Source organism: Kiloniellales bacterium (genome assembly GCA_030064845.1).
In the GTDB taxonomy this organism is placed as follows: Bacteria; Pseudomonadota; Alphaproteobacteria; order Kiloniellales; family JAKSDN01; genus JASJEC01.
In genome coordinates this window covers 1-10,523 of sequence record JASJEC010000108.1, presented here as the reverse complement: position 1 = coordinate 10,523, position 10,523 = coordinate 1, and the positions used below count along the sequence as shown (strand labels likewise).

11 protein-coding genes are annotated in these 10,523 nt (G+C 70.1%); 4 read left to right on the top strand and 7 right to left on the bottom strand.

What is annotated here, in order from left to right:
- Window positions 1-206 precede the first annotated feature (206 nt).
- Both QNJ67_23140 and QNJ67_23135 read right to left on the bottom strand, forming a co-directional pair.
- Entirely contained in the window at window positions 207-1,040 is an 834-nt protein-coding gene (locus QNJ67_23140; GenBank protein ID MDJ0611886.1) for a 3-keto-5-aminohexanoate cleavage protein, read from the bottom strand.
- Window positions 1,037-2,383 carry an aspartate aminotransferase family protein gene (locus QNJ67_23135; GenBank protein ID MDJ0611885.1) on the bottom strand — a complete coding sequence of 449 codons (1,347 nt, stop codon included), beginning with the start codon at window positions 2,381-2,383 and terminating at the stop codon, window positions 1,037-1,039. The genes QNJ67_23140 and QNJ67_23135 overlap by 4 nt, the downstream gene beginning before the upstream one ends.
- 191 nt (window positions 2,384-2,574) lie before the next feature.
- Here QNJ67_23135 and QNJ67_23130 point away from each other — a divergent pair, with 191 nt between their 5' ends.
- Window positions 2,575-3,090 (top strand): adenine phosphoribosyltransferase, encoded by a 516-nt coding sequence (locus tag QNJ67_23130; protein MDJ0611884.1) that lies wholly within the window; start codon window positions 2,575-2,577, stop codon window positions 3,088-3,090.
- Window positions 3,091-3,168: 78 nt separating this feature from the next.
- On the opposite strand, the gene QNJ67_23125 is transcribed toward QNJ67_23130, so the two are convergent.
- The 4 genes from QNJ67_23125 to QNJ67_23110 form a co-directional block, all read right to left on the bottom strand.
- Window positions 3,169-3,630 (bottom strand): septal ring lytic transglycosylase RlpA family protein, encoded by a 462-nt coding sequence (locus tag QNJ67_23125; GenBank protein MDJ0611883.1) that lies wholly within the window; start codon window positions 3,628-3,630, stop codon window positions 3,169-3,171.
- A 45-nt stretch (window positions 3,631-3,675) separates the two neighbouring features.
- Complete coding sequence (locus QNJ67_23120; GenBank protein ID MDJ0611882.1) at window positions 3,676-4,875, bottom strand: amidase; 1,200 nt, start codon at window positions 4,873-4,875, stop codon at window positions 3,676-3,678.
- Window positions 4,876-4,993: 118 nt separating this feature from the next.
- On the bottom strand, window positions 4,994-5,275 hold the full coding sequence (locus tag QNJ67_23115; GenBank protein MDJ0611881.1) for a hypothetical protein: 282 nt from the start codon (window positions 5,273-5,275) through the stop codon (window positions 4,994-4,996).
- Window positions 5,276-5,314: 39 nt separating this feature from the next.
- On the bottom strand, window positions 5,315-6,505 hold the full coding sequence (locus QNJ67_23110; protein ID MDJ0611880.1) for an MFS transporter: 1,191 nt from the start codon (window positions 6,503-6,505) through the stop codon (window positions 5,315-5,317).
- Window positions 6,506-6,643: 138 nt separating this feature from the next.
- On the opposite strand from QNJ67_23110, the gene QNJ67_23105 reads away from it, so the two are divergent.
- Both QNJ67_23105 and QNJ67_23100 read left to right on the top strand, forming a co-directional pair.
- On the top strand, window positions 6,644-8,038 hold the full coding sequence (locus tag QNJ67_23105) for an amidase (protein MDJ0611879.1): 1,395 nt from the start codon (window positions 6,644-6,646) through the stop codon (window positions 8,036-8,038).
- A 38-nt stretch (window positions 8,039-8,076) separates the two neighbouring features.
- Window positions 8,077-9,645, top strand: coding sequence for a gamma-glutamyltransferase (locus tag QNJ67_23100; protein ID MDJ0611878.1), 1,569 nt, complete (start codon window positions 8,077-8,079; stop codon window positions 9,643-9,645).
- A 32-nt stretch (window positions 9,646-9,677) separates the two neighbouring features.
- Here QNJ67_23100 and QNJ67_23095 read toward each other — a convergent pair whose 3' ends face one another.
- Window positions 9,678-10,103 (bottom strand): GcrA family cell cycle regulator, encoded by a 426-nt coding sequence (locus QNJ67_23095; protein ID MDJ0611877.1) that lies wholly within the window; start codon window positions 10,101-10,103, stop codon window positions 9,678-9,680.
- Between the two features lie 145 nt (window positions 10,104-10,248).
- Between QNJ67_23095 and QNJ67_23090 the strand changes: the two genes are divergently transcribed.
- The coding region (locus QNJ67_23090) for an SAM-dependent chlorinase/fluorinase (protein ID MDJ0611876.1) at window positions 10,249-10,523 on the top strand (275 nt) is incomplete at its 3' end.

The following is a 10,523-nucleotide window of genomic DNA, read 5'->3' as shown; positions in this document are numbered from 1 at the left end:
CTAATTTCTTGCGCCGGCCGCGCAGGTCTAGGGCCTGTTGACACTCACGCCCCGTCCCGAAGGGATCCGGCGAAATCGGCCCGCTGCCGCGTTGCTCCCGGAAACTGAGACTGGGGTCGAATATGCTCGGCATGTCCTTCCTCCTCGCGCCTAACAGCAGGCCGATTTCACTCGGACCAGGAGCGCGCCCTGAATGTCAACAGGCCCTAGCCCCGCATCAAGGCTCTGGCCTGGTCGGCATCGGCCAGCGCCCGCCCCATCGCCCGGGCCGACTCGGCAACGCCGGCGATAAGGGAGGCGTTGTCCGGGGCCAGACGTCCGTCGGGCAAATATAGATTGTTCTCGAAACCGACCCGGGCATGGCCGCCGAGCGCGGCCGCCGCCGTCGCGCAGGCCGCCTCGCGGCGGCCGAAGGCGCAGAGGGACCAGAGGTGGCCCGCCGTATTGGCCGCCAGGAAGGGCAGCAGGTCGGCCGGCATGGACTCCTGGTTCTTGGTGTAGCGGCCCAGGACGAAGAGGACGCAGTGCCGCTCGCCCGGAATCACCCCGCGCCCGACCAGATCGTCGAAGCGCCGGACGTCCTCGTCCGAGAAGAGGATGTACTGCGGCAGGATGTCCGCGGCGGAGAGCCAGGCCAGGAAGTCGGCCGCCGCCCCTTCCGCCGCCGCGTCGGGCACGATCTCCCGCACCGAGAGGCTGACCGCCTCGGGCCTGAGTTCCCGCACCATGGCCATCTGCTGTTCCGGGCTGTAGAGCCCGACAGCCTCGCTGGTCACCTGGACGATCAGGCGCCGGCCGACGGCGGCGTGCAGCGCCGTGATCGCTGCGCGATAGGCCTCGACGTCGAGGGTGTGGCGTCCATCACGGTCGCGGACGTGGAGATGGATCATGGCCGCCCCGGCCTCGAGGCAGGCCGCGCCGGTCGCGGCGATTTCCTCCGGCGTGATCGGCAGCGCGGGATGGTCGGCGGCCGTCTTGCGCGCGCCGTTCGGCGCGACGGCGAGGATCAAGGGCGCCCAGTCGGTACCCTGAGCGCTCATCCACGCCCCTCTGCCGCGACCTCCGCGAAGGCGGCCTCGATACTGTCGGAGAGCTTGTCGACCAGTTCGTCGACGTGGTCCTGCCCGATGATGAAGGGCGGCGCGAGCAGCACGTGGGCGCCCAGCCGCCCGTCGATCGTCCCGCCACCCGGATAGCAGATGAGGCCGCGTTTCATGGCATTGCGTTTGATCCGCCCCGGCAGGCCGGCGGCCGGGTCCGGCGGCGCCTTGCTGGCCCGGTCCTCGACCAGCTCGAGGCCGAGGAACAGGCCCCGCCCGCGGATGTCGCCGATCCGGTGGTGGTTGCCGAAGCGCGCTTCCAGGGCCTGGCGCAGCGCCTCGCCCTGGCGCCGCACGTTGGTCATCAGGTCCTCGTGATCGATCGTCCGTTGAACCGCCAGGGCCGCGGCGCAGGCGGTGGGATGGCCGATGTAGGTGAAGCCGTGCTGGAATGCGCCGCTGCCCTCGGTGATGGCCTTGTAGATCTTCTGGCCGACCAGAACAGCGCCGATCGGCTGGTAGCCGGCGCCCAGGCCCTTCGCGCAGGTCAGCAGGTCCGGCGCGATCCCGTCCTGCTCGCAGGCGAAGCGCGTGCCCGTGCGCCCCATGCCGCACATCACCTCGTCGAGGATGAGCAGCACGCCATAGCGGTCGCAGATCTCGCGGATGCGCTGGAAGTAGCCCGGAACGGGAGGCACCGCCCCGGCCGTGGCACCGACCACGGGCTCGGCGAGGAAGCCCGCCACGGTCTCGGGCCCGAGCCGCAGGATCTCGGCCTCCAGTTCGTCGGCAACGCGCCGTCCGTAGGCCTCCTCGCTTTCGTCGTCGCGCCGGTGCCGGTAGGCGTAGCAGGGGGCGATGTGGCTGCTTGCCATGAGCAGGGGCTCGTAGGGCTCGCGCCGCCACATGTTGCCGCCAACCGCCAGGGCCCCGAGCGTGTTGCCGTGGTAGCTCTGCAGCCTGGCGATGAAGCGGTGACGCTCCGGCTGGCCGATCTCGACGAAGTACTGCCGGGCCAGCTTGAGCGCGGTCTCGTTGGCTTCCGATCCGCCGGAGACGTAGTAGACGCTGGCCAGTCCTTCGGGCGCCCGTTCGATCAGATAGGTCGCCAGTTCCTCTGAGGCCTGGTTGGTGAAGAAGGCGGTATGGGCGAAGGGGATCTGGTCGACCTGGCGCTTGATCGCCGCGATCACCGCCGGATGGTTGTGGCCGAGGCAGGAAACGGCGGCGCCGCCCGAGGCGTCGAGATAGCGCCGGCCCTGGCTGTCCACGATGTAGGGCCCCTCGCCCTTGACGGCCACGGGGTAGTCGCTTGTCGGCTGCCGGTGGAAGACGTAACTCATTGCGCTGTCGTGATCCTCTGTGGCGGCCGGCGAAGGCGGCCGCGGCGCTCAGTTACACTCGATTTACCGAAGCGGCGCAAGACCGGGCGGCCGAGGACTGGTTTTGCGCCCGAGGCGCCGCGATTGTGCGGGGCGGCAGCGGTTTGTAGGATGGCCAAGCCACGCGGCCAGCAAGGGGACCCAGCGCGCTCATGAACCTGAGAGAACACATCCGCACGATCCCGGATTTTCCCAAGCCGGGCATCCTGTTCTACGACATTTCCACCCTGCTGATGCATCCGCAGGGCTGGCACGCGACCGTGAACCAACTGGCCGATGTGGTGATCCCGCACAAGCCTGATCTCCTAGCCGGCATCGAGTCACGCGGCTTCCTGGTGGCCGCTCCGCTGGCCTACCAGCTCGGGCTGGGCTTCGCCATGGTCCGGAAAGCGGGCAAGCTGCCCGGCGCCACGGTCCCCTTCACCTACGACCTGGAGTACGGCAGCGATACGATCGAGATCCAGGCCGATGCCGTGGAACCCGGCCAGCGCGTGGTGCTGCTCGACGACCTGCTGGCGACCGGCGGGACGATGAACGCCGCCGCCCAGCTGTTCCGCAAGTGCGGCGCCGACGTGCCGGCCGCCGCCTGCATTATCGAGCTGACTTTCCTGAAGGGCCGGGAGAAGCTCGACGTCCCGATCACCACGCTGGTGGCTTTCGACGAATAGGCGGGGCGACGAATAGGCGGGGCGACGAATAGGCGGGGCGACGAATAGGCGGGGCGACGAGTAGTCGGGTGACGCGTTCTACCCGTCGATCGCCTCGACCCGCACCCTGGCCTTGCCGGCCTCGAGAAAGCCCAGCTGGTCGGCCGCCCGCTTGGACAGGTCGATGATCCGGCCGGGCACGAACGGCCCCCGGTCGTTGATGCGCACAATCAAGGCGCGGTCGTTGGCAAGGTTGGTCACCCGAACCTTGGTCCCAAACGGCAGGGTCTTGTGGGCCGCGGTCAGGCCATGCATGTCGTAGCGCTCGCCGTTTGCCGTCGTCTTGCCGTGAAAGCCAGGACCGTACCAGGAGGCCATGCCGACCTGGTCGTAGCCGGGTTGTGCCCGGGGCTGGTAGCGGACACCCTTGATCGTATAGGGCCGTCCGACCCAGGCGGCGGAGCGTTCGTCGAGCGGTTCCGGCACGTTGGCACAGGCTCCGGCTAGGCCGGAAGAGACCAGGGCGGCGAGACCCGCCAGTACGTGACGCCTGCTCTTCATGCACCTCTCCCCGACGCGTGAGCGCCGAGGATAGGCGCGCCGCGCTTAGCGCCCGGTTAAACCGTCGGCGGTCTCGGCCGTGAAGGCCTCGGCCAGCTCGAGCAGCGCCCGATCGCTTCCGGGAGCTCCGACCAGGGAGAAGCCGAGCGGACAGCCGTCGACCCGCGCCAGCGGCAGGGTCACCTCCGGCAGGTAGGCCAGGCCGGCGACGCAGGTCAGCTTGTGGGTCCGCGTCCGATGGGCGTCCCAGGCCTCGGCGGTCGGCGGCACATCCGGGGGAGCGGCGTGGGCCGCGGTCGGCTTGCACAGGACCGCGCCCTTCATCAAGGCGGCCATGCGCTCGGCGAAGATCGCCCGCTCGGCCGAGGCGGCCTCCGCCGTCTCGTCCGCGATCAGGCGGGCCTGCTCGAAGCGGGACCCGACGTCGGGTCCGAAATGGGGCGAGGTTTCGAGGATCCAGGACTTGTGGGACTGCAGGGCCTCGTAGCTCAGCAGCGTCCGGAACTGGGCGATCCAGTGATCGAAGCCCTGGGGGTCGCCGACACGGACCTCCTCGACCGCGCCGAAGCGCGCCTTGAGGCGCTCGACGTGGGGCGCCAAGGCCGCCCTAGAATCCGGTTCGGCGATCTCGAAGGAGTCCTCGGCGACGATCAGGCGGGTGGCCGGCTCGGCGGTGTCCTGGCCGGTCAAGAGCGGTTCGCCGGCACGGCGCAGCAGGCCGGCGTCGCGGGCGAACCAGCCGACCGTATCGAGGCTGGGCGCCAGCGGCATGATTCCGTCGAGGGGAACGCGCCCGTGGCTGGTCCTGATGCCGTAGAGTCCGCAGAAGCTGGCGGGAATCCGGACCGACCCGCCGGTGTCGCTGCCGAAGGCCAGGTCGACCAGGCCGCCCGCCACGGCGGCCGCGGAACCGCTGGACGAGCCGCCGGGGATGCGTCCCGGGGCGTTCACGTTGGTCGGGGTGCCGTAGTGATGGTTCTGGCCGTTCAGGCTGAACGCGAGTTCGTCGGTGATCGTCTTGGCGACCAGTCGCGCCCCGGCGTCGAGCCAGGCTTGAACCGACGGCGCCGTGGACTCGGCCGGCGGGTGCGTGCGCGCCCAGTCCGGGTTGCCGCAGCCGGTCACGTGGCCCGCAATATCGTAGATATCCTTGGCCGCGAAGGTCAGGCCGCTGAGCGGCCCGCCGTCGGCGCCGGCGATGTCCACCTCGGTGCCCGGAACGAAAGCCCCCAAGCCGTCGCGCATCGCGCGCCCCCTGTTCCCGTGATCGTCGTTCTACCGGGAAGTGTGGGCGTTCGCGGGGGATCTGGCAACAGGCGGCGGGTGGCGCGGCTGCAGGGCGACTCGGGTCCCGCCCGGCCGCCTAGATGGCGGTTTCTTCGATCTCGGAGTCCGGCTGCGGTGCCTCGTCCCGCTCGGGCCGCGGCCGGCGACGAATGATGATGTCCCCGTCTTCCGTGATCTCCGGCAGCTCGTACTGGGGAATCGCCTCGATCATGGTTTCCAGGGCCCTGAGCATACGCTGCATGCCTTCCCGCGCGAGTTCGCTCGGCGATTCCTCGTCGTTCGGATCGGTCGCGACCGCGGTCGGGGCGTTGAGCGTTAGGCCCGCGAGCAGCGCGATGAGGGAGATTCGATGGCGCATGTCACATTCCTGATTAACAGGTTACCACGAACTTAAGTCTCAATCATGACCAGAATTGGGCGAAGCGGCCGGCGCCGCCCCCGGTCGGGCGCGCCACCCCTCGAAGGCGAAAAGCAGGGTAACGGCCGCCGCAAGAGCCATGACCAGAAGCAGGCCGTGGGGCTGCCAGAGATCCATCGCCCAGCCGCCGAGGATCGGTCCGGACACGTTGCCGGCCTCGAAACAGACGATGAAGAGCGCGTTGGCCGCCGCTAGGTCGGCGGGCGCGAACCGCTGCCCGAGGATCCCCAGGCCCAGGGTATAGAAGCCGGTAACCATGCCGCCCCAGACGACCAGGAGGGCCCAGCGCCAGGGCTCTTCGGCGAGCAGGAACGGCAGCAGGGCGGCGCAGCCGATGCTGCCGATCAGAGAGAGCGCGAGGAGCCAGCCACGGCCGGCCCGGTCGGCCAGGTAGCCGAGCGGCACCTGAAGCAGAAGGGCTCCGGCCATGAACAGGGACAGCATGGTCACGGCCTGGACCTGGTCGAGGCCCGCGCGCAGGCCGTAGACCGGCAGGAGGACGTAGAGCCCCGCCTCGACGAAGCCCGCGACCAGGGCGGCGGCCGCGACGACCGGGGCGAAGCGCGCCGCCTGCCACAGGCCCAGGCGCGGCCGGGCCGGGATCTCGGGCAGAAGACGCCGGCAGAGGGAGATCGGCAGGATCGAAATCAGCAGGGTGCTACCGCTCAGCACGAAGGGAAGCCAGCCTTCCACGCCGATCACCTCGAGGAGCAGGGGACCGACGGCGAGGCCGCCGTAGAAAGTGGTGGTGTAGAACGCGACCACCCGGCCCCGGGTCCGCTCCTCGGTGATCACGTTGACCCAGGTCTCCGCGACGAGCCAGGGCAGCGCCATTCCCAGGCCGAGCAGGAACCGCAGAGCCAGCCAGACCAAGGGGTCGGGCACCAGCGGGAAGAGCGGGATCGCAGTAAGCGCCAGCGCGAACCCGCCGAACAGCGCGGTCTGGGATCCCAGGGCGCCGATGATCCGCGTCAGGAAGGCGCCAAAGATCAGGATCGCGAGCGGCTGCATGGCCGAATTGAGACCGATCGCTGCCGCGCTGTGGCCCTGGTTCTCGAGGATCACCGCGATCAACGGCACGAACATGCCGAAATGCAGGCCGACCGCGAAGCTGGTCATCAGAATGGCGGCCAGCGCCCGCCGGCGTTCCGCCGTCGTGTAGTCGCGCATCGGTCCCTCGCATCCGGGAGCGCCCCTGTTGGCGCCCCCTCCCTTCGCCGCTACACCAAACCACACTTGCGGCAGGGCCGGAAATTGCCCAATCCTTTCGCTCGACAAAAAGCCGCGACGTTTATCGGGGAACCCGCCATGACCGACGATCTCGCCCTGCTCCCGGCCACGGCCCTGATCAAGGGCTATCGCGAAGGGACGCTATCTCCGGTCGAGGCGACCCAGGCCGCGCTCGACCGGATCGAAAAGCACAACGGCACGCTGAACGCCTTCAACCTGGTCGACGCCGAGGGCGCCCTGGCGGAGGCTCGACGTTCCGAGGAACGCTGGCGGGTGTCCGCGCCGCGCGGCCGGCTCGACGGCGTCCCGGTATCGATCAAGGACATTCTGCTGACCGAGGGCTGGCCAACGCTGCGCGGCTCCAAGACGATCGACCCGGATCAGGTCTGGGACGAGGACGCGCCGGCCGTCGCCCGCCTCCGCGAGAACGGGGCGGTCATCCTGGGCAAGACCACCACGCCGGAGTTCGGCTGGAAGGGCGTCACCGACAGCCCATTGACCGGCGTGACCCGCAACCCCTGGAACCCGGAGCTGACACCGGGCGGCTCGAGCGGCGGCGCGTCGGCGGCAGTGGCCGCCGGCATGGGGCCGCTGGCGGTCGGCACCGACGGCGGCGGATCGATCCGCATTCCCGCCGGCTTTACCGGGATCTTCGGGATCAAGCCGAGCTTCGGGCGGGTGCCCGCCTATCCGGCGAGCCCCTTCAGCACCGTCGCGCATGTCGGCCCCATGACCCGCACGGTCGGCGACGGCGCCCTGATGCTCACCGTGCTGGCGGAGCCCGACGCCAGGGACTGGTACGCCCTGCCCTATGACGGCACCGACTTCAGCAACGGCCTCGAGGACGGCATCGAAGGCCTCACCGTGGCGTTCAGCCCGACACTTGGCGGCCACAGGGTCGATCCGGAAGTGGCGGACCTCGTCCTGGCGGCGGTCCGCAGGTTCGAAACGCTGGGCGCCAAGGTCGAGGAGGCCGAACCCGAGTTGCCCGATTGCGGCGAGATCTTCCGGCCCCACTGGTTCGCCGGGGCGGCGAAGCTGCTTTCCGGCTTCACCGAAGAGCAGAAGGCCTTGATGGACCCGGGCCTGGTCGAGATCGCCAAGCAGGGCGCGGCGTTCAGTCTGATGGATTACCTGACCGCGATGAAGCAACGCGAGGACCTGGGGATCGCGCTGCGGCGCTTCCACGAGACCTACGACCTTCTGCTGACGCCCAGCCTGCCGATCACCGCCTTCGCCGCCGGCCTGGAGGAGCCGCCGTCCGACACGGAAGGACGCTGGGTCGACTGGACGCCCTTCACCTACCCCTTCAACCTCTCGCGCCAGCCCGCCGCCAGCGTCCCCTGTGGTCTGACCCGGTCGGGCCTGCCGGCCGGCCTTCAGATCGTCGGCCCGCTCTACGGCGAGGCCCTGGTCCTGCGCGCCGCGCGCGCCTACGAGACCGACCAGCCCTTCGTCATGCCGTCGCTCTGACGGGCGGTCGATCGACCCGTGGCCCGAGAGAGGAACGCGTGAGCAAGAACCACAAGGGCGCGGTGGCCTGCGGACACCCGGCGACGGCCGAGGCGGTTCGGGAGGTCCTGGCCGACGGCGGCAACGCCTTCGACGCCGCGCTCGCGGGCTTCTGTGCCGCCACTGTGGCGGAGCCGGTTCTGGCCTCGCTGGGCGGCGGCGGCTTTCTCCTGGCGCAGCCCGCCGAGGGCGAGGCCCGGCTCTACGACTTCTTCGTTCAGACCCCGCGCCGCCGCCTGCCGCCGGACGGGCTCGACTTCTATCCGATCCACGCCGACTTCGGAACGGCGACCCAAGAGTTCCACATCGGCCTCGGCGCGATGGCCACCCCGGGCAGCGTCGCGGGCCTCTTCGCGATTCACCAGGACTTGGCCACCCTGCCGCTGGCCCGCCTGATCGAGCCGGCGGCGCGCATGGCCAGGGCCGGCGTGTCGGTGCGGCCGATCGACGCCTACGTCTTCCGCGTGGTGGGCCCGATCCTGCGGGCCGGCGCGGCCTGCCGAGCCCTCTTCACCGGGCCGGGTGGCGACCTGCTCGAGGCGGGCGAGCGGATCGCCAATCCGCAGCTCGCGGACACTCTCGAGGCCTTGGCGCGCGACGGCGCCCGCCTGTTCTACGAGGGCGACCTCGGCAAGGCTCTGGTCGAGAGCTGCCGGAGCGGCGGAGGGCTCCTGACCGCGGCCGACCTTGCGGGCTACGAGGTCGCGCGGCGCCGCCCGCTGGAGCGGCGCTACCGGGGCGCCACGATCCTGACCAATCCGACGCCCTCCTCGGGCGGCATCCTGATCGCCTTCGCGCTCGCGCTCCTCGCCGAACAGGACTTCCGGCCGGAGGACTTCGGCGGCGCCCGGCACCTCGAGACCCTGGTGCGGGTCATGGCGCTGACCAACCGGGCGCGGATCGAGAGCCGGCTCCACGAGGCCAGCGACGAGGTCGAAGAGGAAGCGGCGGCGCGCCGCCTGTTCGATCCGGACCTGCTCTCAGCCTACGCCCGGGAGGTGGCCGGCCGGCCCGCCGCTCCGCGCGGCACCACCCAAATCAGCGTGATCGACGCGTTCGGAAACCTGGCCTCGATGAGCCTCTCGAACGGCGAGGGCTGCGGCGTGCTGCTGGGCGAGACCGGAATCATCCTGAACAACATGCTGGGCGAGGAGGATCTCAACCCGCGCGGCTTCCACGCCTGGCACGCCGACTGCCGGCTCTCTTCCATGATGGCCCCCTCGCTCGCCTTCCTCCAGGACGGCTCGGTCGCCGCGCTGGGCTCGGGCGGATCGAACCGCATTCGCACGGCGATCCTCCAGACACTCGTCAACCTGATCGACTTCGATTGCGGCGCCGCCGAGGCGGTCGAGGCGCCGCGGGTGCACTTCGAGAACGGCCTCAGCAACCTGGAGCAGGACCTGGGGAAGGCGGCGCGGGACGCGGTCGGCGCCGCCAGCGAGCGGACCATGGAATGGCCGCGCCAGAGCTTCTTCTTCGGCGGCGTGCACTGCGCCCGGCGGGACCGGAAGGGCGCCCTGGAGGCGGCGGGCGACCCGCGCCGCGAGGGCGTGGCTTTGCTGGCGTAAGACCGCGCACCGGACGTGCGCGGCCCGCAGGGTCAGGCTGCCTCGGAACCCGGGCGCGACTTGACGATGTAGGCCCGGGCGCAGTGCGCCTCGCAATAGGGCTTGCCGGGAACCGCGTTCTCGCCGCAGAAATGGAAATCCGGGTCGCCGGGATCGCCGATCGGCCAGAGGCAGCCGGGCCCGCCGGCCGTGCGCCGGCGCGGTGTCCGGGCTGGCCGGGGCGCTGGCTTGGCCACCACCTCGAGGGCCGGGCGGCGCACCTTGGGCGCCGGAGTCCTCAGGCGCGGCACCGACGGGCCGCTGCGGATCGGCGAGGGCCGAGAGGCGAGCTTGAGGCGATGCGCCTTGCCGACCACGGCGTTCTTGGAGACACCTAGCAGCTTGCCGATATGAGAGGCCGTGTAGCCCGCGTCCCACAGCTTCGTCAGTTCTTCGATGCGCTCCGGCGTCCAGGTCATTGAGTGCTTCCTCGCTTTCTAGATATTGGGGCTCTATCTACATGTTGCGATCAGGAGACTGCTCAACACGATATCCTGTAGTCTCCCTGCTGTCTAGGGCGGGGGATCCTGGCGGGGGAAAATTGCTGTGGAGAAAACCGGGCCGATGATCCTGCTGTTCACCGATTTCGGGCTCGAGGGCCCTTACCTGGGCCAGGTTAGGTCGGTGCTGCACCGCGAGGCGCCGGGTGTGCCGGTGATCGACCTGGTCGCCGACGCGCCGGCCTTCGATCCTCGGGCGGCGGCCTACCTGCTGGCCGCCCTGGCGCCCGCCTTTCCCGCCGGTTCCCTTTTCCTCGCCGTGGTCGACCCGGGCGTCGGCAGCGACCGGCCGGCGCTCGCCATCGAAGCCGGCGGGCAGTGGTTCGTCGGGCCCGACAA

Bases quoted from the DNA above. Each gene is read 5' to 3' on its own strand.
- QNJ67_23135 (MDJ0611885.1), bottom strand. From the start codon at position 2,383: ATGAGTTACGTCTTCCACCGGCAGCCGACAAGCGACTACCCCGTGGCC.
- QNJ67_23105 (MDJ0611879.1), top strand. From the start codon at position 6,644: ATGACCGACGATCTCGCCCTGCTCCCGGCCACGGCCCTGATCAAGGGC.
- QNJ67_23115 (MDJ0611881.1), bottom strand. From the start codon at position 5,275: ATGCGCCATCGAATCTCCCTCATCGCGCTGCTCGCGGGCCTAACGCTC.
- QNJ67_23095 (MDJ0611877.1), bottom strand. From the start codon at position 10,103: ATGACCTGGACGCCGGAGCGCATCGAAGAACTGACGAAGCTGTGGGAC.
- QNJ67_23130 (MDJ0611884.1), top strand. From the start codon at position 2,575: ATGAACCTGAGAGAACACATCCGCACGATCCCGGATTTTCCCAAGCCG.
- QNJ67_23140 (MDJ0611886.1), bottom strand. From the start codon at position 1,040: ATGAGCGCTCAGGGTACCGACTGGGCGCCCTTGATCCTCGCCGTCGCG.
- QNJ67_23110 (MDJ0611880.1), bottom strand. From the start codon at position 6,505: ATGCGCGACTACACGACGGCGGAACGCCGGCGGGCGCTGGCCGCCATT.
- QNJ67_23120 (MDJ0611882.1), bottom strand. From the start codon at position 4,875: ATGCGCGACGGCTTGGGGGCTTTCGTTCCGGGCACCGAGGTGGACATC.
- QNJ67_23125 (MDJ0611883.1), bottom strand. From the start codon at position 3,630: ATGAAGAGCAGGCGTCACGTACTGGCGGGTCTCGCCGCCCTGGTCTCT.